Source organism: Methylomarinovum caldicuralii (genome assembly GCF_033126985.1).
Lineage (GTDB): Bacteria > Pseudomonadota > Gammaproteobacteria > Methylococcales > Methylothermaceae > Methylohalobius > Methylohalobius caldicuralii.
This window is the reverse complement of sequence record NZ_AP024714.1, coordinates 2,165,761-2,188,312: the sequence shown is the minus strand read 5'-3', so window position 1 is coordinate 2,188,312 and position 22,552 is coordinate 2,165,761. Positions and strand designations below refer to the sequence as shown.

Annotated in this window: 18 protein-coding genes; 7 read left to right on the top strand and 11 right to left on the bottom strand. The window is 64.2% G+C overall.

Translation table 11 applies throughout. From position 1 onward, the window contains the following. Positions 1-5 precede the first annotated feature (5 nt). The 3 genes from MCIT9_RS11135 to MCIT9_RS11125 all read right to left on the bottom strand — a co-directional run bounded on the left by MCIT9_RS11135 (position 6) and on the right by MCIT9_RS11125 (position 3,913). Positions 6-1,457 (bottom strand): MotA/TolQ/ExbB proton channel family protein, encoded by a 1,452-nt coding sequence (locus MCIT9_RS11135; RefSeq protein WP_317704953.1) that lies wholly within the window; start codon positions 1,455-1,457, stop codon positions 6-8. Further along, a complete protein-coding gene (locus MCIT9_RS11130) occupies positions 1,454-2,209 on the bottom strand; it encodes a DUF3450 family protein (RefSeq protein ID WP_317704952.1) in 756 nt (251 codons plus the stop codon). Before MCIT9_RS11130 ends, MCIT9_RS11135 begins: the two co-directional genes overlap by 4 nt. A gap of 78 nt (positions 2,210-2,287) precedes the next feature. Then, the gene (locus MCIT9_RS11125) at positions 2,288-3,913 is read right to left on the bottom strand and encodes a hypothetical protein (RefSeq protein ID WP_317704951.1); all 1,626 of its coding nucleotides are present in this window, start codon (positions 3,911-3,913) and stop codon (positions 2,288-2,290) included. A 234-nt stretch (positions 3,914-4,147) separates the two neighbouring features. Here MCIT9_RS11125 and gap point away from each other — a divergent pair, with 234 nt between their 5' ends. The 7 genes from gap to MCIT9_RS11090 all read left to right on the top strand — a co-directional run bounded on the left by gap (position 4,148) and on the right by MCIT9_RS11090 (position 12,879). Beyond that, positions 4,148-5,161, top strand: a complete 1,014-nt coding sequence (gap, locus tag MCIT9_RS11120) for a type I glyceraldehyde-3-phosphate dehydrogenase (protein WP_317704950.1) — start codon at positions 4,148-4,150, stop codon at positions 5,159-5,161. Between the two features lie 3 nt (positions 5,162-5,164). Then, positions 5,165-6,637: a pyruvate kinase gene (pyk, locus tag MCIT9_RS11115; protein ID WP_317704949.1), complete on the top strand. Its 1,473-nt coding sequence runs from the start codon at positions 5,165-5,167 to the stop codon at positions 6,635-6,637. 28 nt (positions 6,638-6,665) lie between these two features. Continuing rightward, a complete protein-coding gene (locus tag MCIT9_RS11110; RefSeq protein ID WP_317704948.1) occupies positions 6,666-7,697 on the top strand; it encodes a class 1 fructose-bisphosphatase in 1,032 nt (343 codons plus the stop codon). An 87-nt stretch (positions 7,698-7,784) separates the two neighbouring features. Next, complete coding sequence (gene tkt / locus MCIT9_RS11105) at positions 7,785-9,791, top strand: transketolase (RefSeq protein ID WP_317704947.1); 2,007 nt, start codon at positions 7,785-7,787, stop codon at positions 9,789-9,791. A 21-nt stretch (positions 9,792-9,812) separates the two neighbouring features. Further along, a complete protein-coding gene (gene fba, locus MCIT9_RS11100) occupies positions 9,813-10,859 on the top strand; it encodes a class II fructose-bisphosphate aldolase (protein ID WP_317704946.1) in 1,047 nt (348 codons plus the stop codon). Positions 10,860-10,939: 80 nt separating this feature from the next. Then, positions 10,940-12,004: a class II fructose-bisphosphate aldolase gene (fba, locus tag MCIT9_RS11095; protein ID WP_317704945.1), complete on the top strand. Its 1,065-nt coding sequence runs from the start codon at positions 10,940-10,942 to the stop codon at positions 12,002-12,004. Positions 12,005-12,411: 407 nt separating this feature from the next. Beyond that, complete coding sequence (locus MCIT9_RS11090) at positions 12,412-12,879, top strand: hypothetical protein (RefSeq protein WP_317704944.1); 468 nt, start codon at positions 12,412-12,414, stop codon at positions 12,877-12,879. Here the strand turns inward: MCIT9_RS11090 and pmbA are convergent. Genes pmbA through MCIT9_RS11050 form a run of 8 tightly spaced genes read right to left on the bottom strand, consistent with a single transcriptional unit; the run spans position 12,874 to position 22,545 of the window. Then, on the bottom strand, positions 12,874-14,208 hold the full coding sequence (gene pmbA / locus MCIT9_RS11085) for a metalloprotease PmbA (protein ID WP_317704943.1): 1,335 nt from the start codon (positions 14,206-14,208) through the stop codon (positions 12,874-12,876). The genes MCIT9_RS11090 and pmbA overlap by 6 nt on opposite strands. A 6-nt stretch (positions 14,209-14,214) precedes the next feature. Then, a complete protein-coding gene (gene tldD / locus MCIT9_RS11080) occupies positions 14,215-15,678 on the bottom strand; it encodes a metalloprotease TldD (RefSeq protein WP_317704942.1) in 1,464 nt (487 codons plus the stop codon). A gap of 9 nt (positions 15,679-15,687) precedes the next feature. Further along, the gene (locus MCIT9_RS11075; protein WP_317704941.1) at positions 15,688-16,503 is read right to left on the bottom strand and encodes a carbon-nitrogen hydrolase family protein; all 816 of its coding nucleotides are present in this window, start codon (positions 16,501-16,503) and stop codon (positions 15,688-15,690) included. A 7-nt stretch (positions 16,504-16,510) separates the two neighbouring features. After that, on the bottom strand, positions 16,511-19,717 hold the full coding sequence (locus MCIT9_RS11070) for a YhdP family phospholipid transporter (protein ID WP_317704940.1): 3,207 nt from the start codon (positions 19,715-19,717) through the stop codon (positions 16,511-16,513). Continuing rightward, on the bottom strand, positions 19,718-21,172 hold the full coding sequence (gene rng, locus MCIT9_RS11065) for a ribonuclease G (protein ID WP_317704939.1): 1,455 nt from the start codon (positions 21,170-21,172) through the stop codon (positions 19,718-19,720). Beyond that, positions 21,169-21,744 (bottom strand): Maf family protein, encoded by a 576-nt coding sequence (locus MCIT9_RS11060; protein ID WP_317704938.1) that lies wholly within the window; start codon positions 21,742-21,744, stop codon positions 21,169-21,171. Before MCIT9_RS11060 ends, rng begins: the two co-directional genes overlap by 4 nt. 1 nt (position 21,745) lies before the next feature. Next, on the bottom strand, positions 21,746-22,213 hold the full coding sequence (rlmH, locus tag MCIT9_RS11055; RefSeq protein ID WP_317704937.1) for a 23S rRNA (pseudouridine(1915)-N(3))-methyltransferase RlmH: 468 nt from the start codon (positions 22,211-22,213) through the stop codon (positions 21,746-21,748). Next, complete coding sequence (locus MCIT9_RS11050; RefSeq protein ID WP_317704936.1) at positions 22,213-22,545, bottom strand: hypothetical protein; 333 nt, start codon at positions 22,543-22,545, stop codon at positions 22,213-22,215. Before MCIT9_RS11050 ends, rlmH begins: the two co-directional genes overlap by 1 nt. Positions 22,546-22,552 lie beyond the last annotated feature (7 nt).

The window sequence follows — 22,552 nt, the reverse complement described above, 5'->3', positions numbered from 1 at the left end:
ACGATTCAAGCTCCTGAAACGGCGTATCGGGCAGCGGCGGCGTTTTGCGCGGTATCGCCGCCAGAAGAATCACTCTGGCTGTCGTGTTCCTTGTATGTTTCCCGCAATTCCAGGGCGGCCATTTCCAGGTTGTCCTTGATGCTCTTGGCCCAGCCGTTGAGGACGTTGCCCAGCAGCAGCAGAGGAATGGCGACGATGAGGCCGACCTGGGTGGTGATCAGCGCAACGGCGATGCCGGTGGCCAGGAGCTTGGGGTCCCCGGTACCGAAGCGGGTGATGACGTCGAAGGTGGCGATCATGCCGGTGACGGTACCCAAGAGTCCCAGCAGCGGAGCCACGGCGGCGGCTACCAGAATCAGACTGCCAAAGCGGTCAAGTCGAACCGACTGTTGTAACAGCGCGTCGGAAACGGCGATCTCCCATTCGTCTTCCGGCAGATGCAAGTGCGTCAGACTGGCCCGCATCACGGCCGGATAGGCACCGGAAGCCTTCTCGACGGTGGCCAATGCCGCGGATAGATTACCCTGCGCCACCGCGTCCACCACTTTGCCGAGACAGGATTTTCCACCCCAGCCGGCTTGTGTCAGAATCGCCATGCGCAAGAGCGCCAAAACCAGGCCGATGACGCCAAGTGCAGCAATGATCCACGCAATAGGGCCGCCATCGTCCAAGATCTGTTTCCAGGTTTTTTCCTGTTCCAGCTCCACCGCCTTGTTCAGATTCTCGAACAGAAACAGTCTAAGTAAGGAGGGGGACTCACCGTTGGCCAGTGCTTTGGCGGTTTCTGCACCGCCAGGCTGGTCGATCAGTTTCAAGTGACCGTTGCCGGCGGGGATCAGGATGCCGCTGCCAGCATCGCTCAAACCGTAGGCGGCGATATTTCCCAGGAAAATCAGGGTGCCTTGCACTGCGCGCCCGTCTGCCAGAAAGAAATGCCCATCGTGTCGGTGCAGGCGGCTGCCTTCGTCCAGCGCGCCGCGGGCCAAAGAGAACAATTTCCCCAGTTTGTCCGAATCGCTGCCTTCCAACGCCGGAACCTCCAATCCGGCGTCTTTGAGACTGGTTTTTGCCTGGGTCAGGGTCATTTCCAGCAGGGAGGCGTTTTCCTGCAGGGATTGCTGTTGTTTCTCCGCCTCCAGGATCGCCTCTTCAAGGCGCTTGGCCTCGAGCGTCAGATCGAGAATCTGGCGTTGCAGACGGTCGATCTGGTTTGTCAGGCGGGCTTTTTGGCGCTGGTTGTCGTGTTGCAGTGTCTGCAACAGGCGCTGCAGTTCCCGCCGCTGGGTGTCCAGAAAGGCGAACTCCCGCTTATAGGCCTGCTCCAGGGTTTCCGGTTCTTCCATTTTTTGGCCGGTTTCCGCTTTGGGCGCAGGAGCAGGCGCCGGCGGCGGTTCGGCAGCCGCTGCCAGGGAGGTGAAGGCACTGAGGAAGGCAAACAGTAAAATTTTAATGTTCATGGGGTCAGTCCCGGATTGGGAAGTTCGAAATAGCCTTGGCGGATTTGTTTACGGAGCGAATCCATCAATTTGGCGATGCGTGCTTGGTCATCGCCGCCGGAGAGGGTTTCAAAACGCCAGCCGCCGTCCTGTTGGCGCCGGGCCAGGCCGTAGCGGCCGTCAGGCGTCTGGAAATACAGCATGACCATGCCGAGTTTGGCGACGTCCACCAGGGCGCTGTCACCGTCAATCGGGACGATTTGCTGATAGAGGCCGTTTTCCCGCGTCAGGTGCAGCTCGTCTTCAAAGAGCGCCCAGAGCCGGTTCGCCAGCTTCTTCGCTGGCACGCTGCCACTTTGGAGTTGACCTTCCAGTTTCGCCACCGCTTGCAGGCGGTCTTCGGTTTTAAAGGGCAGGCCGGTGCGGATATAGTCCTTCAGTGCGGCAATGCCTTGCTCCAGAACCGGCTTTAAGGTTTCGTCCTCTACCCGGTTGGTGGGAATTTTGGCTAACGCTGATTCCAATTCGTGCTGCAACTTGGCCACGGTAAGTTGCTGGCGGCGTTTTTCCGCCTCCAGTTGGGCCAGTTGCGCGCCTAGCGCATCCATCTGCTGGTGGTGTTCGCTCTTCGTCTGTTCGATCTGCTGCTGCAGCCGATCCACTTCAGCGCGCAGTTTCGCCAGGCGTTCAGCCAGGCGGTCCAGATCGGCCGCCCAGACAGGGGAAGCGAGCAAAAGCGTGAGTAGAAAAGACCGGGCGATGCTTCGTTTCATGCGTCATTCACTAAAAAAGGAGGCGCAATCCCTTGCGCCTAGATGCTTCCTGCGGTTGGAAGAAAGGTTGGAGCCTGCTTATTCCCACGTGGTCCAGTATTTGGTCCAGTCGTGCTCGGCATCCTGGACGGCGCCGATATAGGTGGTGCCGAGAATGGTGCTGTCATTGCCCGGCACCGTAATCGTGAAGCTGTCGCCTGCGCCACCGGTAAGGAGCGGCGAACCGGCGCCCGGGAGATAGCCGTCCAGCAGCGGATCGGCTTCCACGTTGCCGGGCTGGGCGCGGAACCAGTCGGCGACTGAGAAGGTGGCGCCTTTGCCGTCCTTGAAGTTGGTGGGGCAGTTGACGTAGCTGTATTCGATGGTCAGCTTGCCGGTCAGGTTGTCCGGAGTGCCGGCGTTGTCATAGGTTTCCTTGTCGTCGATCTTGAGACAGACCGGGGTGTCCACGAACACCGAATCGACGATGTTGGCGCCGGTGCCGCGGCGCAGCATCACTGCCTGGCTGCCGTTAGGATTGCCGATGCAGGTCATGTTGGCGATGACCGGTTGCGCCCGGGGGGTGCTGTCGAAGTTGTTCTCGTTGTTGTCGGCTTCGATGCAGCGGTCGGAGTCGTTGGTCTGTTTGATCACCACGAACTGAGCGCTGCCGCGCCAGCCCCAACCCCAGTCGACGCTGTCGTCGTGGACGTTCACCAGCACGACATGGCGGATGTTGTCGGTGCCGCCGAAGTGTTCGATGCCGTCGTCGGCGGCTTCGAAGACCTCGATGAAGTCCAGCACGGTGCCGGATCCCACGCCGGTCAGGGTCAGGCCGTTGAGTTCCTGGTCGGGACGGACGGGGTAGCCGGCGTAACGGATCTGCAGGTATTTGATGATCCCGCTGCTGTCTTTCGGATCGCTGCCGCCGTAGGGTTCGCTGCTCAGTGCTTCATTGAACTGGACGCAGGGATCGACACCGGGGTTGCAGCCGTTGACCGGGGCGTTGCCGGCCAGCACCAGGCCGCCCCATTCGCCGGGCGTCTGTTCCAGCGGCCCGGTCATGATGATCGGCTGCGACGGCGTGCCGACGGCGTGGATTTTGGATCCGCGGCGGATATAGAGGAAATCGGCGGCTTGCTGGCCTTCGATGCGGGTACCGGGCTCAATGGTGAGGGTGGCGCTGTTCGTGTTGTCGCCGCCGACGAACACGCCGCCGGAGAGGAGCCATGTAATCTCGTTAGTCAGGGTGACATCCTGATTGATTTCACCTTGCAGCAGGCAGGCGCCTTGGTCGAGCGGTTGGGCGAAATCGGGACATTGGGTGAATTGGGTCGGATGCAGGCGGATGACCTGGAAGCGCAAGGGAATGCTGCCCGGAATCAACTTCAGGGTGGCGGCGTATTCGTTGCTGCCCACGGTTACCGAGGGGATGAAGGCTTCGCCGGTGGTGGCGTCGAAACCGGAACGGATGCCTTCCGGCGTGGTGATGGTTTGGGCGCCGGTCAGTTCCAGCTCGATCGGATCGGTACCCGGCACCAGCTTCAGGGTGGCGCTGAACGTCTTGACGACGCCGTCCGTTGTTCGGGGTACGTCGACAGCGCTGATGGTCACCGTTTGGGTGGCGGGATCGTAACTGGCGTTGGCCGCCAGCGCCTCTGTCGAGACGAAAGCGCCGGCAAGCAAAGCGAGTGAAATGGCACGATGGAGTGGCTTCGTGGTCATGTGATTCTCCTGCTACTTGGAAGTTTCCAGAAGTTCTCGTAGAGCTCGAGAGGGATGCAGAATTGTGAGGGCAATTTGTTACGGTAATATTAAAAACCCGATGGTTTGCCGGCCGGTGGACGCCGTCTGGACTGATTTGGTATAGTGCAACGATGCCGAGCCGTACCTGAATCCAAGAATTTTTAATCGTTTCAGTTGCTTGATATTCAACTCAACCTGGGGGACGTGATCCTTATGAGCATCAAAGTTGCAATCAACGGTTATGGCCGGATCGGCCGCAATGTGCTGCGGGCCCTGTTCGAATCCGGACGCACCGACGAATTTGAGATCGTTGCTATCAACGACCTGGGGGATGCCCAGACCAACGCCCACCTGACCCGTCACGACACCGTCCACGGCCACTTTCCCTTCGAGGTGGCCGTGGACGGCGATTACCTGGTGGTCAACGGCCACAAGATTCGGGTCCTGGCCGAGCGTGATCCCGCCAAACTGCCCTGGGGCGAGATGGGGGTGGACGTGGTGATGGAATGCACCGGCCTGTTCACTTCCAAGGAAAAGGCTTCGGCCCACCTGCAGGGGGGTGCCAAGAAGGTGCTGATCTCCGCCCCCGGCGGCAAGGATGTGGACGCCACCGTGGTCTACGGGGTCAATCATACCGTGCTCAAGGCTTCCGACACCGTGGTCTCCAACGCCTCCTGCACCACAAACTGTCTGGCGCCGCTGGTCAAGCCCCTCAACGATAAGCTCGGCGTCGTCAACGGGCTGATGACCACCATCCACTCCTACACCAATGACCAGCGTCTGATCGACGTCTTTCACAAGGATCTGCGCCGAGCCCGTGCCGCCGCCCACAACATGATCCCCACCAAGACCGGCGCCGCCACCGCCGTCGGCCTGGTGCTGCCGGCGCTGGCCGGCAAGCTCGACGGTTTCGCCGTGCGCGTGCCCACCATCAACGTCTCCCTGGTGGATCTGACCTTCCAGGCCGCCCGCGCCACCACCAAGGAGGAGATCGACAGTATCCTCAAGGAAGCGTCGGAAGGCGAGCTCAAGGGCATCCTGGCCTACAACGACGAGCCGCTGGTGTCGATGGACTTCAACCACAATCCCCATTCCTCCATCTACGAGTCCACCCTGACCAAGGTCATCGACGGCACTCTGGTGAAGGTGCTGTCCTGGTACGACAACGAGTGGGGCTTCTCCAACCGCATGCTCGACACCGCCAAGGCCATGATGGAGGCCCGCTGATCCATGGCTGAAATCTACGTGCCGAGACGCACCAAGATCGTCGCCACCCTGGGGCCAGCCAGCGACAGCCCGGAAGTGCTGGAGCGGCTGATCGATGCCGGGGTCGATGTCTTCCGCCTCAACTTCTCCCACGGCACCGCCGACGACCATCGCCGGCGGGCCCGGCTGGTACGGGAAATCTCCGAGAGCAATCGGCATTACGTCGGTATCCTCGCCGATCTTCAGGGGCCCAAGATCCGCATCGGCCGTTTCAAGGATGGCAAGGTCTTTCTCGAGGAAGGGGCCCGTTTCGCCCTCGACGCCGACTATCCCCTGGATCAGGGGGACGAAACCCAGGTCGGGCTGGTCTATCGCGATCTGCCCAGGGACGTCCGGCCCGGAGACGTGCTGCTGCTCGACGATGGGCGGGTGGTGCTCAAGGTCGACAAGATCGTCGGCAACCGCGTCGAATGCATCGTCGTGGTAGGCGGCGCCCTGTCGGACAACAAGGGCATCAACAAACAGGGTGGGGGGCTGTCGGCCCCGGCGCTGACCGAAAAGGACAAGGAGGACATCCGCACCGCGGTGGAAATCGAGGCCGATTACCTGGCCGTTTCCTTCCCCCGCAGCGCCGCCGACATCCACCTGGCGCGGCGCCTGCTGCGCGAGGCCGGCGGCGAGGCGGGCATCGTCGCCAAGATCGAACGCGCCGAGGCGGTCCAGCCCGGGGTGATGGAGGAGATCATCGAGGCTTCGGACGTCATCATGGTGGCCCGCGGCGATCTGGGGGTGGAAATCGGCGACGCCCGTCTGCCCCAGGTGCAGAAGGACCTGATCTCCAAGGCCCGCGACATGGACCGGGTGGTGATCACCGCCACCCAGATGATGGAGTCCATGATTGAAAGCCCCCTGCCGACCCGCGCCGAGGTGCTCGACGTCGCCAACGCGGTGTTCGACGGCACCGACGCGGTGATGCTGTCGGCGGAAACCGCTTCCGGCAAGTATCCGGTGGAGGCGGTCAAGGCCATGCACCGGGTGTGCGTCGAGGCGGAGAAAAGTCCGCGGGTGCGGCGCTCTTCTCACCGCATGGACCGCCAGTTCAAGCGTACCGACGAGGCCATCGCCATGGCCTCCATGTACGTGGCCAACCATTTCCCGGTCCGTGCCATCGCCGCCCTGACCGAAAGCGGGGCGACGCCGCTGTGGATGTCGCGCATCCGCTCGGGGATTCCGATCTACGCCCTGACCCGGCATCTGAAGACCTGCCGCAAGGTGAGGCTGTACCGCGGTGTCTATCCCATTCTGTTCCGGTGCGACACCACCGAGCACGCGGTGCAGAACAAGGCCGCGCTGGAGGAGCTGCTGTACTACCGGGCGGTGACCGAGGAGGACCGGGTGCTCATCACCAAGGGGGATCTGACCGGTGTGAGCGGCGGGACCAATACCCTGAAGATCGTCAAGGTCAGGGATGCCCTGGCTTTGACGACGGCGGCCTGAAGCCGCCCACAACGAAGAGGAGGATGCTATGCAAGGTCAAGGGGTTTCCTTAACCGAATTTCTGATTCAACAGCAGCGCAAGGTGGCCGGCGCCACCGGCGAGCTGACGCTGCTGATCAGCGACATCGCCCGCGCCTGCAAGGCCATCGCCCGCGAGGTGCGCTACGGCGCGCTGGTGGGCAATCTGGGCCAGGTGGGCGAGGAGAACGTCCAGGGAGAGGTGCAGCAGAAGCTGGACGTGCTCTCCAACGACATCATGATCGCCATTCTCAGCCGCAGCGGCCACGTGGCGGCGATGGCCTCGGAGGAGAACGAAGACATCATCGTCGTCCCCAAGGCCAACCGGGGCAAGTATCTGGTCTGCTTCGACCCGCTGGACGGTTCCTCGAACATCAACATCAACATGTGCATCGGCACCATCTTCTCGATCCTGCGCTGCCCCGAAGGTGTGGACGAGCCCGCCGAGGAGCACTTCCTGCAGCCGGGAACCGAGCAGGTGGCTTCCGGTTTCTGTGTCTACGGCCCATCGGTCACCCTGGTGCTGACCACCGGCGACGGCGCCTACGGCTTCACCCTGGATCAGGGGGTGGGGGAATTCTTCCTGACCCATTCCGACATCCGCATCGCCGAGGAGGCCAGGGAGTTCGCCATCAACATGTCCAACTGGCGCTTCTGGGAGCCGCCGGTGCGGCGTTACATCGAGGAGTGCCTGCAAGGCAAGGAAGGCCCCCTGGGGCGTGATTACAACATGCGTTGGATTGCCTCCTTCGTCGCCGAAGCCTACCGCATCCTTCAGCGCGGCGGTTTTTGGACCTATCCGCTGGACGAAAAGCTCAAGAAACAGGGACAGGCCGGGCGCCTGCGCCTGATGTACGAGGCCAATCCCATCGGCTTTATCATCGAGCAGGCCGGCGGGATCGTTTCCACCGGACGCGAGCGCGTCCTGACGCTGCAGCCGACTCACATCCATCAGCGGGTTCCGCTGTTCATCGGCGCCCGGAAAGACATCGAGACCATCGAAGCCTATCACCGGGAGTGGGATGCCCAACAGCAATCCTGAAATTGCGCCGATACGCCAGCCGTTTTAAGATTCGGTTCCAAGCGGTTTCAAGAACAACAGTCAAACGATAACTTGGGAGAGACAACCATGCCTTCACGCCGAGAACTCGCAAACGCCATTCGTGTCCTGGCCATGGATGCGGTCCAAAAGGCCAAATCCGGCCATCCCGGCGCCCCCATGGGGATGGCGGACATCGCCGAGGTGCTGTGGAACGACTACATGCGCCATAACCCCAACAATCCCAAATGGGCCAACCGCGACCGTTTCGTGCTGTCCAACGGTCACGGTTCGATGCTGATCTATGCCCTGCTGCATCTGACCGGCTATGATCTGCCCATCGAGGAGCTAAAGAATTTCCGCCAGCTGCACTCCAAGACCCCGGGCCACCCGGAATACGGCTACACGCCGGGGGTGGAGACCACCACCGGTCCTCTGGGGCAGGGGATCGCCAACGCCGTCGGCATGGCCCTGGCCGAGAAAGTGCTGGGCGCCCAGTTCAACCGCGACGGCCATAACATCATCGACCATTACACCTATGTGTTCCTGGGCGACGGCTGCATGATGGAAGGGGTGTCCCACGAAGCCTGCGCCCTGGCCGGCACCTTCAAGCTGGGCAAGCTGGTGGCCTTCTGGGACGACAACGGCATCTCCATCGACGGGGAAGTGGAAGGCTGGTTCACCGACGATACCGCCAAGCGTTTCGAAGCCTACGGCTGGCACGTGATCCGCGGCGTCGACGGTCACAATCCGGATGCCATCAAGGCCGCCATCGACGAGGCCCGCAACGTCACCGACAAGCCGAGCCTGATCTGCTGCAAAACCATCATCGGCTACGGTTCGCCCAACAAGCAGGGTAAGGAAGAATGCCACGGCGCTCCGCTGGGTGAGGACGAAATCGCCCTGGCCCGTGAATTCCTCGGCTGGCCCTATCCGCCCTTCGAGATTCCGAAGGAAATCTACGACGCCTGGGATGCCCGCGAAAAGGGCGCGGCCTGGGAAAAGGAATGGCAGGACAAGCTCGCCGCCTATCGGGCCGATCTGCCCGATCTGGCCGACGAACTGCAGCGCCGCCTGGAAGGCCGGCTGCCGGCGGACTGGCCCTCGATCGCCGAGGATTACATCAGGGAAGTCAATGAAAAGGCCGAAACCGTGGCGACCCGCAAGGCGTCCCAGAACACCCTCAACGCCTATGCGCCGCACCTGCCGGAATTCTTCGGCGGCAGCGCCGACCTGACCGGATCCAACCTGACCAACTGGAAAGGCTGCAAGGATCTCAACATGCCCGGCAACAGCCACGAGGATGGCAACTACGTCCATTACGGCGTGCGCGAGTTCGGCATGGCGGCGATCATGAACGGTGTCTATCTGCACGGTGGCTTCCGTCCCTTTGGCGGCACCTTCCACGTGTTCTCCGACTATTGCCGCAACGGGATCCGCATGTCGGCGCTGATGAAGCTGCCGGTGATCTACGTCCTGACCCACGACTCCATCGGTCTTGGCGAGGACGGTCCGACCCATCAGCCGGTCGAGCATCATGGTTCCCTGCGCATGATCCCGAATCTGCACCTGTGGCGTCCGGCCGATGCGGTGGAAACCGCCGTCGCCTGGCGCGAGGCCGTGAACCAGACTGCGACTCCCTCGGCGCTGGCGCTGTCCCGTCAGGGACTGCCGCATCTGGAGCGGACGCCGGAGCAGATCGAGAACATCGCCAAGGGCGCCTACGTGCTGCGCGATTGCGACGGCAAACCCGATGCCATCATCATCGCCACCGGTTCCGAGGTGCATCTGGCTGACGAGGCCGCCAAGGTGCTGGCGGACGAGGGCAAGAAGGTGCGCGTGGTTTCCATGCCCTGTGAGGACGTCTTCGAGGCCCAGAGCGCCGAGTACAAGGAGTCGGTGCTGCCCTCCGATGTCACCGCGCGGGTGGCGGTGGAGGCCGGTGCCACCGACGGCTGGTACAAATACGTCGGTCTCAATGGTAAGGTGGTCGGTCTCGACCGCTTTGGCGAGTCGGCGCCCGGCGGGGTGCTGATGAAGGAATTCGGCTTCACCGTGGACAACGTGGCCAATGCGGTCCGGGAAGTGCTTTCCTAATCCGAACAGGAGGAGACTGTCATGGCACTCATCACGCTGAGACAATTGCTGGATCATGCCGCCGAAAACGGTTACGGCGTGCCATCCTTCAACATCAACAACATGGAGCAGGTCCACGCCATCATGGAAGCGGCCGCCGAGGTGGACAGCCCGGTGATTCTCCAGGTATCCGCCGGCGCCCGCAAATACGCCGGTGCCTACTTTATCCGCCACCTGGTGCAGGCGGCGGTGGAGCAGTGGCCGGACATTCCCATCGTGCTGCATCAGGACCACGGGGCCGATCCCGGGGTGTGCGCCCGTTCGATCCAGTCCGGCTTCACCTCGGTGATGATGGATGGCTCCCTGATGCCGGACATGAAGACCCCCTCCACCTACGAGTACAACGTCGAGGTCACTTCCAAGGTGACCGAGATGGCCCACGCCTGCGGCGTGTCGGTGGAAGGGGAGCTGGGCTGCCTGGGATCGCTGGAGAAGGGCGTCACCGACAAGGGTGAGGCCATCGACAAGGAAAAGCTGCTGACCGATCCGGAGCAGGCCGCCGACTTCGTCAAGAAGACCAAGGTGGACGCGCTGGCGGTGGCCATCGGCACCAGCCACGGCGCCTACAAGTTCACCAAGCCGCCCACAGGGGAGATCCTCGCTATCGACCGCATCAAGGAGATCCACGCCCGCATCCCCGACACCCACCTGGTGATGCACGGTTCCTCTTCGGTACCCCAGGAGTGGGTCGAGATCATCAACCAGTACGGCGGCGACATCGGTACGCCTTACGGGGTGCCGGTGGAGGAAATCGTCGAGGGCATCAAGCACGGGGTGCGCAAGGTCAACATCGACACCGACCTGCGCCTGGCCTCCACCGGGGCGATGCGCAAGTTCCTGGCCGAGAACCCGAAACAGTTCGACCCGCGCAAGATCTTCGCCGCGGCCACCGCGGCCATGAAGGACATCTGCAAGGCCCGTTACGAGGCCTTCGGCTGCGCCGGCCAGGCTTCCAAGATCAAGCCGATCTCCCTGGAAGAGATGTACAAGCGCTACGCATCCGGCGAGCTGGATCCGCGCATCAACTGATCTTCGACTTCAACCTGCCTTTGGTCGCCCGTCGGGTGGCCAAAGGCGCTTTTCTTTACCAATAGCAAGAGGCTTTTTGCATGGCACTCATTACCCTGAGACAACTACTCGATCACGCCGCCGAAAACGGTTACGGCGTGCCGGCGTTCAACGTCAACAACATGGAACAGGTCCACGCCATCATGGAGGCGGCCGCCGAGGTGGACAGCCCGGTGATCATGCAGGCATCCGCCGGGGCTCGCAAGTACGCCGGTGAGCCGTTCCTGCGTCACCTGATCCTGGCGGCGGTGGAGCAGTGGCCGGACATTCCCATTGTGCTGCATCAGGACCACGGGGCCGATCCCGGGGTGTGCGCCCGTTCGATCCAGTCCGGCTTCACCTCGGTGATGATGGACGGCTCCCTGATGCCCGATGCCAAGACGCCGGCCAGCTATGAGTACAACGTCGAGGTCACTTCCAAGGTGACCGAGATGGCCCATGCCTGCGGCGTGTCGGTGGAAGGCGAGCTGGGCTGTCTGGGCTCCCTGGAAACCATGCAGGCCGGCAAGGAAGACGGTGTCGGCGCCGAAGGCAAGCTGACCAAGGAAATGCTGCTGACCGACCCGGACCAGGCGGCCGACTTCGTCAAGAAGACCAAGGTGGACGCCTTGGCCATCGCCATCGGCACCAGCCACGGCGCCTACAAGTTCTCCAAACCGCCCACAGGCGACATTCTCGCCATCGACCGCATCAAGGAGATCCACGCCCGCATCCCGGATACCCACCTGGTGATGCACGGCTCCTCCTCGGTGCCCCAGGAGTGGCTCGAGATCATCAACCAGTACGGCGGCGACATGGGCCAGACCTACGGGGTGCCGGTGGAAGAAATCGTCGAGGGCATCAAGTACGGGGTACGCAAGGTCAACATCGACACCGACCTGCGCATGGCCTCCACCGGGGCGATGCGCAAGTTCCTGGCGGAAAATCCCAAGGAGTTCGACCCGCGCAAGATCTTCAAGGTCGCCACCGCGGCCATGAAGGACATCTGCAAGGCCCGTTACGAGGCCTTCGGCTGTGCTGGCCAGGCTTCCAAGATCAAGCCGATCTCCCTGGAAGCGATGTACAAGCGCTACGAATCCGGCGAGCTGGACCCCAAGGTCAGCTGAGCGGTCTTCAAACCGCCATTGCGAAGGGGCGCCAACGGCGCGCCCCTTCTTTTTTAACCCGGTCTGCCGTCGATCCGGGGTTGCCACAGGATCGGGGCAGCTGACGACAGCGATGAAAAGGACGCCGATACCGGCAGAAGGCTGACCTCATTGACGCACCCGCCGCATGGGGTGTGCGATCGCGAAAGCTGAGATTGATCTATTCTTCCAGGGGGCAGGCAGGGAAATGTGACCGGCCGCTCACTCCAGCGATAACGGGTGCGACGGCGGTCACAGAAGCGATTTTACCGTCTCAAACATCGTCACGGGCGGCCGTTGCAGCAGGTGAACGAAAATAATGATTCAGGGAGATCACTATGCTGCGATTCAATCTGCACCATACCAGACTGGTTTTGTCCCAGTGTTTTTTGCGTAGGCTGCCTGCCCACTGGTCGGTGACCATGGAGGACTTCAATCGCAACGCGGTGTTCTATTTCGGAGTCTTCTGGCTCATCCAGATTCTGCTGATCGGAGAACCGGCGGAAGCCTTCGTCGCCGCCGTCAGTGAACTGGCACTGAGCCTGGTCTTCGTGGTCGCGGTCCTGGGGCTCAACGGTCGCCGGGAGGCGTTTCTGCCCACCGCCACCCTGATCATGGGGGCGATGGGGTGGATCGGGCTGGCGGCGCTCCCGGTGCTCGTGTGGCTGCGGGTGGCCGAGGATCTGCAGCTGGTCATCGCCTTTTATGCCAGCTGGGTGTTCGTCGCCTGGGGCATCGTAGTGCTGGGGCACATCTTCCGCCAGGTGCTGGCACGGGCACCTTCGTTCGGATTCGGCCTGGCCTGTGCCTACGCGGTAGAAACCTACCTGGGCACCCTCGTGCTGCTGGTGCTATGAACCGGCGACGGTCATTTGCTTCAGCCAGATGGAGCCGGTGCGGATGTTTCCGCGCCGGTCCACATCGCAGCCGATGGCTTCGATCTGGCGGAACATGTCCCGGAGGTTGCCGGCGATGGTGATTTCCTCCACCGGGTATTGGATTTCCCCGTTCTCCACCCAGAAGCCGGCCGCCCCCCGGGAATAGTCGCCGGTGACCAGATTGATCCCGTGGCCCATCAGTTCGGTGACCAATAGGCCGGTGCCCATCTCGCGCAGCAGTGCGCTGCGGTCCAGGGAGCCTGAATCGACGCTGACGTTGTGCACCCCGCCGGCGTTGCCGGTGCTCCTCAGACCCAGTTTGCGGGCCGAATAACTGTCGAGGATGTAGGAAGCCACCACGCCTTCGCGGATCAGGTCGTGGGCGTAGGTCGCCACGCCTTCGTTGTCGTAGGGCGCGCTGCCGATGCCTTTGGGAATGTGGGGTGCCTCGTGGATGTGGACGAAGTCCGGAAATACCGGTTTTCCCAGGCTGTCCACCAGGAACGAAGCCTTGCGGTAGAGGTTGCCGCCGCGGATGGCGGCCAGGAAGTGGCCGACCAGACCGGTGGCGACCTCGGCGGCGTAGACGACCGGGCATTGGCGGGTGGACAGGGGACGGGCGCCGAGGCGGGCGACGGTGCGCTCGGCGGCTTGGCGGCCCACCGCCTCAGGGCTTTCCAGATCGGCCGGATCGCGGGCGACCGTGTACCAGTAATCGCGCTGCATCTGCTCACCGCGCTTGCCCACCACGGCGCAGCTGAGGCTGTGGCGGGAGGCCGGATAGCCGTGCAGGAATCCCAGGGTGTTGCCGAGCACCCGGATGCCCCGATGGGTGTGCAGGCTGGCGCCCTCGGAATTGACGATCTCCGCGTGGCTTTCCAGCGCCACCCGTTCACAGGCGACGGTCAGTTCGATGGCCTCGTCGGCGGTAATGGGCCAAGGATGGTCCAGATCCAGGTCGGGAATGTCGCGGGCGAGCCATTCCGGGTCGGGCAGGCCGGCGTAAGGGTCCTCGCTGGCGTGGCGGGCGATGGCGCAGGCGGCCTCGACGGTTTCCCGCAGCGAGTCCGGGCTGAGATCCGAGGTGGCGGCCGAGCCCTTGCGCTGGCCGAAGTAAACCGTTACCCCCAGGCTTTGGTCGCGGTGGTGTTCCACCGTTTCCACCTCGCCCATGCGGGCGCTGACCGCCAGCCCCTGGCTCAGGCCCGCCCCGGCTTCGGCGCCGCTGGCGCCCAGACGGCGGGCCAGTTCCAGAACCTGGGCGACGGTGTCCTGCAGGGGTGCCAGTTGTGCTTCCAATGTTTCCATGATCTTTCAGGCTCCTGGATTCGGTTGGGTGCCGCCGACGGTGAGACCGTCCACCCGCAGGGTCGGCTGGCCCACGCCCACCGGCACGCTCTGGCCGTCCTTGCCGCAGGTGCCGACGCCGGGATCCAATTCGAGATCGTCACCCACCATCGTGACCCGGGTGAGGACGTCGGGACCGTTGCCGATCAGGGTCGCCCCCTTGACCGGGCGGGTCAGTTTGCCGTTTTCGATCAGATAGGCCTCGGAGGCGGAGAACACGAACTTGCCCGAGGTGATGTCCACCTGACCGCCGCCGAAGTTCTTGGCGTAGAGGCCGTGTTTCACCGAGGCGATGATCTCCTCGGGAGAATGTTCCCCTGCCAGCATGTAGGTGTTGGTCATGCGCGGCAGTGGGGTGTAGGCATAGGACTCGCGGCGGCCGTTGCCGGTGGGCGCCGTTCCCATCAGGCGGGCGTTGAGGCGGTCCTGGAGATAGCCTTTGAGCATGCCCTTTTCGATCAGCACGGTGTGCCGGGTCGGGGTGCCCTCGTCGTCGAGGTTGAGGGAACCGCGCCGCCCCGGCAGGGTGCCGTCGTCCACCACGGTGCAGAGGGGGGAGGCCACCCGTTCCCCGACGCGGCCGCTGAAGGCCGAGGTGCCTTTGCGGTTGAAGTCCCCCTCGAGACCGTGGCCGACCGCCTCGTGCAGCAGGACGCCGGGCCAGCCGTGGCCGAGGACCACCGTCATGGTGCCCGCGGGGGCCTCGACGGCCTCCAGGTTGACCTGGGCCTGGCGGACGGCTTCGGCCACGTAGCCTTCGGCCCGTCCCGCCTCAAGGAAATAGCGGTAATCGGTGCGGCCGCCGCCGCCGGCCGAACCCTGTTCCCGGCGGCCGTTCTGTTCCAGGATCACGTTGACCCCCAGGCGTACCAGCGGGCGCACGTCGGCGTGGAAGGTGCCTTCCTGAGTGGCGATGAGGACCACCTCGTAGGTGCCGGCCAGGCTGACGACGACCTGGTCCACCCGCGGGTCGCTGCGCCGCGCCAGGCCGTCGAGACGCTGGAGCAGGGCGATCTTGTCCTCGGCGGTGAGGGAGTGGAGGGGATCGACCGCCGGATACAGGTTCTGCGGCCCGCCGGCGGCGGCGAGCGCCTGGCGGGCGTCGGCCGGAAAGCGGGCGATGGCGCGGGCGTTGCGGGCGGCTTCCTCCAGGGCATCGAGGGCGATGACGTCGCTGTAGGCGAAGCCGGTCTTGTCGCCGCAGACGGCGCGGATGCCAAAGCCCCGGTCGATGCTGTGATGCCCTTCCTTGACGATGCCGTCCTCCAGCACCCAGGATTCGGAGCGGGCGAACTGCAGATAGATGTCGGCCAGGTCCACCGGCGAGGACAGCAGGATCCCCATCACCTTTTCCAGATGGGGCAGATCCAGGCCGGCCGGCTCGAGCAGCGTCTGGCGGGCGAGGGTGAAGTGAACGTCAGTGTCGGTCATGGTCATCCTTCAGAAACGGCGGTGATGCAGGACGGGAAAGGCACGGCGGACCCGTTCCAGATGGTCGGGATCGAGGCGGGCGCAACAGATGCCCGGTTCTTCCCCCAGGCGGTCGAGCACCTTCCCCCAGGGATCGATGATCATGCTGTGGCCGTAGGTGTGGCGGTCGCCGGGATGATGGCCGGTCTGATCGGCGGCCACCACGTAACACTGGTTTTCGATGGCCCGGGCGCGCAGCAGGATCTCCCAGTGGGCGGCGCCGGTGGTGGCGGTGAAGGCCGCCGGGACCAGCAGGATTTCCATCCCCTGTTCGCTGAGGCGGCGGAGGTATTCCGGAAAGCGGATGTCGTAGCAGATGGTGATGCCCACCTTGCCGAAGGGCGTGTTGACCAGCCCCAACGGCTGACCGGAGGCGATGGTGTCCGATTCGCGGTAGCTTTCGTGGCTGTCGGGCAGATCGACGTCGAACAGGTGGATCTTGTCGTAGCGGTAATAGCGTTGGCCCGAAGGGCTGTAGATCAGGCACGCGGCCCGTACCTTGCCCGGATCCTCGCAGCTTAAGGGGACGCTGCCGCCCACCAGCCACAGGTTGTGGCGGTAGGCGGTTTCGGCCAGGAAATCCTGAATCGGGCCGACGCCCTCGTCCTCCATGATCGCCAGCTTGTCGGTATCCGTCCGTCCCATGAAGGCGAAATTCTCCGGCAGCAACACCAGCCGCGCCCCCCGGGCGGCCGCCTCGGAGACCCAGCGGCCAGCCTGGCGCAGATTGGCGCGAAGGTCGTCGTTGCTGTTCATCTGGACGGCGGCGGCGGTGATTTCCTGCATAGTGTTCTTATTTGAGTGGTTGCTTCCAGAGGGATTCGGGCAGATTGCGCCGGATACGTACGATGGTGGGATCGTCCCAGGGACCGGTTATAGCGTATTGGCTTTGGGTCAAGCTGTCCAGTGGCGCGTTGAAAAGCCGCTGCAGGCGGGCGGCCAGACCGGAGGATTGAGGAAACACCCCCAGCGTGAGCGGCGTATTGGGGCGCACGGTGACGATTTCATCCACGGTTTGGTGGCGCAGATCGGCGCTGCCGCTTAAGGTGATACGCGCCGGGACGGCATCGACGAGGAAGTCGTCGGTCACGGCGTTGCCCTGGCGCAGGTGGATGTGCCCCTCGATGCGCTCGTAGGCCAGCCCCTCGGCGAACAGATCGCTGAAGTCCAGCCGCAGCCGCCGTTGCAGGGTGCCGAGATAGAGAAGCCCGAGCAATCTGCCGGCACCGGGTTCGATGGCGGGCAGGCGGCCGGGACCGGTACGCAGGTACAGTTCGCCATCGAGGCGGGCGGGGTCGATGGCGTAGGGGGCACCGGGCCAGTGCAGGCGGAAATCGAGCCGGGCCGGGGTGTCGGCCAGGAGGGTCGGATGTTCGATGCGCCGCAGGAAACGCCCCAGATCCGGGCTGGAGAAACGGCCTTCCAGATCCGTGTGCCCCGGAAAGGCCGGGATCCAGCGGCCGCGGGCCTCGAGCCGGTGCGTTGCCGCCCGCAGCTTCAGTTGCAAGCCGAAGGGGGACGGGTCCGGCGTCAGACTCAGCTGCAAGTGGCCCAGGTCGATCCGCTCCCAAAGCAGGCGACGGCAGCGCAGTCTCAGTCCAGTCAGCGCGGAAAGGACGTCTGTGCCGGCTGAAACCGGGGCGGCGTTCAGCAGGCGGTGCACCCGGGCCAGATCGAGGAATTCCAGATCGATGTCAAGCCGCCCGTCGTCGAAGCGGCCCCGACCCTGAACGTAGTCGCTTTCGAGCTGGGTGGACCAGCCGGTCTCGTTCCGTGTCAGCTGCAGCCGGTGCCGGCCCAGGTCCTGCCCGTGCCACTGCAGGTGGCGGACTTTCAGGTCGAGCGCCTGCGGCATGAACCGGGCGGGTAGGGCGGTGGCATGCGCTTCGTCCAGCCAGGGATCGAGCGGGAGGTGCGCCAACCGGCCCTGGACGACGATGCCGGCGGGATTGACGCCGGGAGGCGGCGGGGGCTGGTTGACGCCGATGCGGCCGCTGAGCCGGCGCTGCTTCGGGTGCCAGACCAGGGCGGCATCGAGCGGCGGATATTCGACATCGAGGGGAATGTCGGCATCCTCCCGCAGCCAGGCCCTGAGGGTGAAAGGACGCCGCTGTCGGGCGGGTTTTCCCAGCGGCGGGGGGCGGTCGATCGCCAGCCCCTGAAGGTCGGATGCCAGCTGCAGGACGGCGGCCTTGTCTTCCCGGTGGGGAATGCGCAGCTCGCCATCAAGAGCGGCCGCACCGTGGACGCCGTCCACGGCGTTCAGTTCCGGGGCGGCGGCCGTGTCGACCCGGGTATGGAAAAGAACGCGGGTGTCTTGGGAGCCGCTGCTGATCTTGAGGGTAGCGGGCTGGTTCCGCCAGCGGCCCTCGATGTCGGCCCGGAAGCGCGCCTGGTCGAAATCGAAACGGGCCTGGTAGGGGTGCAGCGTCAGCGGATAGGGACTCAGCGCCAGCTCGGCGCCGCGTATCCGGGCATGGCCCTGCAGCTGGAATGTTTTGGAATCCTGCAGAGGGACCTGGACATCAAGCGTAACCCTGCCTCGGCCGCGGGCCTGGAGCCAATGGTCGATATGGCGGATCGCCGCCTGCAATGGGGAAAGGCGCAACAACCGTCTGGCCTGGGCGAGGGTCGCCCGGGTTTCGCCGTGCAGCTGCAGGGGAAGCGCCGGGTCGGACAGGTCCAGCTGCGCCGTCAGCCTGCGGATGGGGATGGCGGCGATGCGGCCGGCGAGCAGACGCCCTTCCAGACGGGCATCGTTCAGCCGGATGTCGACAGCGGCATCGGTGATGGCAGGCCAGTGCCTGTTGAAGCGGATCCGGACCTCGGAGCCGGTCAACCGGGCTTCCATATGGCCCCGGTGGTCGGGGAAGGGCCAGCCGTCTAGCGGGCCGTGCCAGAGCAGATCCCCTTGGAGCCGCCCCTCAAGGTTCCGCCGCAGCCAGGCGGCTGTCCGGCTCGCGGCCTGGGGCAGATAGGCGTGGAGGCGTGCCAGATTCAGGTAGCCGAGATGACCGCGCAGGTCGAGGGAGGGGGGGCTGTTTTGGCCGCCGCGCAGGGTGAAGCGGGTCTGGAGCAGGGCATCGGCGTTGGCGAGTGCCAGACGCTCGCTGTGCAGCCGCCACCGGTCTTTCCCCCAGTTGAAGCCAAGTTCGCCGTCGGCACGGGCAATGGCGAGCGGCTGTTGCAGTGCTGAGATCTGCCCGTGTATCCCGTGGAGCGCGAGGCGGGCCTGCAGCTGTCCCTCCCCGCCCTGCCAGTGGCCCCAGAGGGCGAGATCCCCCCGGATCCGAAGCGGCCAAGGCAGCAGTGCCGAGGCTGGGTCGTCCAGTTGCAGGTTTTTTCCTTCGGCGATGAAGCGGCCTTGCCACAGCATCGTGTCTGTAGGACGCTGGAAATCAATCGTCGCCCGCAGGATTCCTGACGCCGTGGGATACACCCCTTGCAGCCGGTGATGACCGTCACGGTTTTGCAGGCACAGGCTGACGTCCCGCAAAACCAGGGGGGGGCGGTCGGCATGGTGATGCCAGATCAGGGTGGTCCGGATCAGCTCGAAGCGGCCGTCGCTGAGGAGCCAGGCAGGCCCTCCCGCTTCGCCAGCGGGCAGGCCAACGATCTTCCAGCCGCCGCCGGGGCGGCGCTGGATTTCCACCCGGGCACCGACGAGGCGGAAACGCTGCAGGCGCAACTGCCGTTGCGCCAGACTGGCGGCGAAATCGGGAACCAGCTGCAGCTCAGCGATCCTGAGGGGATGGCGGTAGCCGACGCGCACGTCCAGCAGCCGCAGTTTGGGGGTCAGGTGGTGGATGTCGGCGCGCAGACCGGCAATGCTGACCGGCTGGTTGAGACGGCGGCTGATTTCCACTTCCAGGCGGTGGCGCAGGATGTCGATTTGGGGCAGCAGCCAGAAACGCAGCAGGGAGAGTCCCAGGGCGAGAAGGGCCAGGGCCGTCAGCAGCAGCCCCCGGGTCAGCCGCAGGGTGTGGTGGAACAGCCGCACTCAGAGCAGGACGACGTCGTATTGTTCTTGGTTGTAGTGGGGTTCGGCGCGGAAACGGATGCGGACCTTGAGAAACCTCTCCAGTTCCGCCAGCATGTCGGCCTCCTCGTCGAGAAGGCGTTCGACCACCTCGTTGGAGGCCAGCACCAGCAGCGAATGGGCGTCGTACTGGCGTACCTCGCGGATGATCTCGCGGAAAATCTCCAGACAGGTGGTTTCGGCGGTCTTGAGCATGCCGCGGCCGCCGCAGGCCGGGCACGGCTCGCACAGCACGTGTTCCAGGCTTTCACGGGTGCGCTTGCGGGTCATCTGCACCAGTCCCAGGGAGGAGACTTCGCTGATGGTGTTCTTGGCGTGATCCTTTTCCAGGCTTTTCTCCAGCGCCCGCAGCACCTGACGGCGGTGTTCCTCGTCCTGCATGTCGATGAAATCGATGATGATAATGCCGCCGATGTTGCGCAGGCGCAGCTGACGGGCGATGGTCTGGGCCGCCTCCAGGTTGGTTTTGAAGATGGTTTCTTCCAGATTGCGGCTGCCGACGAAGCCGCCGGTGTTGACGTCGATGGTGGTCATCGCTTCGGTCTGGTCGAACACCAGGTGGCCGCCGGATTTGAGCTGCACCTTGCGCTGCAGGGCCTTCTGGATCTCGTCCTCGACGCTGTAGATGTCGAACAGGGGACGCTCGCCCTGGTACAGCTCGATCAGAGGGGCGACCTCGGGGATGAACTCGTCGGCGAACTGCACCAGACGCTGATAGACCTCGTGGGAATCGACCCGGATCTTCTCCACCTTGCCGCGGTACAGGTCGCGCAGGGCCCGCACCGCCAGGGGCAGGTCCTCGTGCACCAGGCTGCGCAGCGGCGCCTGGGCGTAGCGCTCCTGGATCGCCTTCCACAACTTGAGCAGGAACAGCATGTCGGCGCGGAGGACGAATTCGTCCACCCCTTCGGCGGCGGTGCGGGCGATGTAGCCGCCGCTGTCGTATTCCTGCCGGAAAGCGTCGATGCAGGCCCTGAGGCGCTCGCGCTCGGCGTCGCATTCGATCCGCTGCGACACCCCGGAAAATTTCGAAAACGGCATGTACACCTGGTAGCGCGAGGGAATGGTGATTTCGGTGGTCAGCCGCGCGCCCTTGGTGCCGATGGGGTCCTTGCTGACCTGGACCATGAGTTCTTGACCCTCGTGCAGCAGGCTTTCGATGGTGCCGTTGTCGCTGGCCTCCTGATGATGGGTGGTGAGATCGGAAAAGTGCAGGAAGGCGGCCCGTTCCAGGCCGATGTCCACGAAAGCCGCCTGCATTCCGGGCAGCACGCGGCAAACCTGGCCTTTGTAAATGGTGCCTACCAGCCCGCGGCGGCGGGTGCGTTCGATGAAGATCTCCTGGAGGATGCCGTTTTCAACCACGGCCACCCGGGTTTCCGGCGGGGTGACGTTGATCAGGATTTCGTCACTCATAGCACCTCGATGCCGGCCTGTCGCAGCAGCTCGGCGGTTTCGTAAAGCGGCAAGCCCATGACTCCGGAAAAACTGCCCTCAAGGTGTTCGACGAAGATGGCCCCCCGTCCCTGGATGGCGTAGGCCCCGGCCTTGTCGCAGGGCTCACCGGTTTCCCAGTAGGCGATTATTTCACGTTCCCTCAAGGGGCGAAAGCGGACGCGGCTGACGCTGACCGCTTCCAGCACCCGGTTGTCGGCCAGCGCCAGACACACGGCGCTCAGAACCTGATGGCTTTTGCCCGAAAGGCGCCGCAGCATCGCCAGGCCGTGGGCGCGGTCGCGGGGTTTTCCCAGGATGTCCCCCTCCAGCACCACGACGGTGTCCGCCCCCAGCACCGGGACGGCGGGCCGCAGCCGTGTGTGGACCGCCTGCGCCTTCTCCCGCGCCAGCCGCCGTACGTGGGTCAGAGGGGATTTGGCCGCCAGGCCCGTCTCGTCGATGTCGGCCACCGCCACCTCATAATCGACCCCGATCTGATTGAGGAGTGCGCGGCGGCGGGGGGAGGCGGAGGCGAGAATCAGGGTGGGCATGTCAGCGGTGGTAGGGGTGGCCCTGGAGCAGGCTCCAGGCGCGGTACAGCTGTTCGGCCACGATGATGCGGACCAGGGGATGGGGAAACGTCAGTTTCGACAGGCTCCAGCAGGTTTCGGCCCGCTGCCGGCAGGCGGGCGCCAGACCTTCGGGGCCGCCGATCAGGAAGGCCAGGTCCCGGCCCGCCTGCTGCCAGTCCGCGAGGCGTTGGGCCAAGGCTTCGGTGGTCCACTGCTGGCCGCGGCTGTCGAGGGCGACAAGGTGCGCGCCCGGCGGGCAGGCCGAGAGCATCTGCTGCCCTTCAGCCTCGATCAGGCGCATCGCCTCACCGGTCTTGCCGCGGCGCCGCAGCGGGATCTCGTGCAGCTGCAGGCGCCATTCCCGGGGCAGGCGTTTGCGGTAGTCGCTGAAGCCGGCCTCGACCCAGGCCGGCATCCGGGTGCCGACGGCAACGAGATGGACGTGCATCAGTTGGGCGGGAACAGGCGGAAGCAGGCGTTCTGGATCGAATGGCGCGCCAGGGCCTCCTTCGTGGTTTCCAGGTATTTCGCCAGGCAGCCCTGAAAATCTTTGGGGCCGAGCAGGCCCTTGCCGGGTTTGTAAGCGGTCGGATCGGGAAAACGTTTTTTGCACTGGGCGAGCTTTTCCATCGAGCCGCCGTAAGTGAGGGTGCCGGGCATCTCGTCGAGCAGGCATTCCCAGTAGTTGTCCGGTCCGAACAGCCGGCCCCAGAGGCCGGCCTGGGCGACGTTCAGGCTCAAGGCCGCCGTCAGAGCAAGGAGAAATCGCAGTGTGGTCATGGCAGGA

Coding starts and splice junctions, on each gene's coding strand:
- MCIT9_RS11135 (WP_317704953.1), bottom strand. CDS start 1,457: ATGAACATTAAAATTTTACTGTTTGCCTTCCTCAGTGCCTTCACCTCC.
- MCIT9_RS11130 (WP_317704952.1), bottom strand. CDS start 2,209: ATGAAACGAAGCATCGCCCGGTCTTTTCTACTCACGCTTTTGCTCGCT.
- MCIT9_RS11125 (WP_317704951.1), bottom strand. CDS start 3,913: ATGACCACGAAGCCACTCCATCGTGCCATTTCACTCGCTTTGCTTGCC.
- gap (WP_317704950.1), top strand. CDS start 4,148: ATGAGCATCAAAGTTGCAATCAACGGTTATGGCCGGATCGGCCGCAAT.
- pyk (WP_317704949.1), top strand. CDS start 5,165: ATGGCTGAAATCTACGTGCCGAGACGCACCAAGATCGTCGCCACCCTG.
- MCIT9_RS11110 (WP_317704948.1), top strand. CDS start 6,666: ATGCAAGGTCAAGGGGTTTCCTTAACCGAATTTCTGATTCAACAGCAG.
- tkt (WP_317704947.1), top strand. CDS start 7,785: ATGCCTTCACGCCGAGAACTCGCAAACGCCATTCGTGTCCTGGCCATG.
- fba (WP_317704946.1), top strand. CDS start 9,813: ATGGCACTCATCACGCTGAGACAATTGCTGGATCATGCCGCCGAAAAC.
- fba (WP_317704945.1), top strand. CDS start 10,940: ATGGCACTCATTACCCTGAGACAACTACTCGATCACGCCGCCGAAAAC.
- pmbA (WP_317704943.1), bottom strand. CDS start 14,208: ATGGAAACATTGGAAGCACAACTGGCACCCCTGCAGGACACCGTCGCC.
- tldD (WP_317704942.1), bottom strand. CDS start 15,678: ATGACCGACACTGACGTTCACTTCACCCTCGCCCGCCAGACGCTGCTC.
- MCIT9_RS11075 (WP_317704941.1), bottom strand. CDS start 16,503: ATGCAGGAAATCACCGCCGCCGCCGTCCAGATGAACAGCAACGACGAC.
- rng (WP_317704939.1), bottom strand. CDS start 21,172: ATGAGTGACGAAATCCTGATCAACGTCACCCCGCCGGAAACCCGGGTG.
- MCIT9_RS11060 (WP_317704938.1), bottom strand. CDS start 21,744: ATGCCCACCCTGATTCTCGCCTCCGCCTCCCCCCGCCGCCGCGCACTC.
- rlmH (WP_317704937.1), bottom strand. CDS start 22,213: ATGCACGTCCATCTCGTTGCCGTCGGCACCCGGATGCCGGCCTGGGTC.
- MCIT9_RS11050 (WP_317704936.1), bottom strand. CDS start 22,545: ATGACCACACTGCGATTTCTCCTTGCTCTGACGGCGGCCTTGAGCCTG.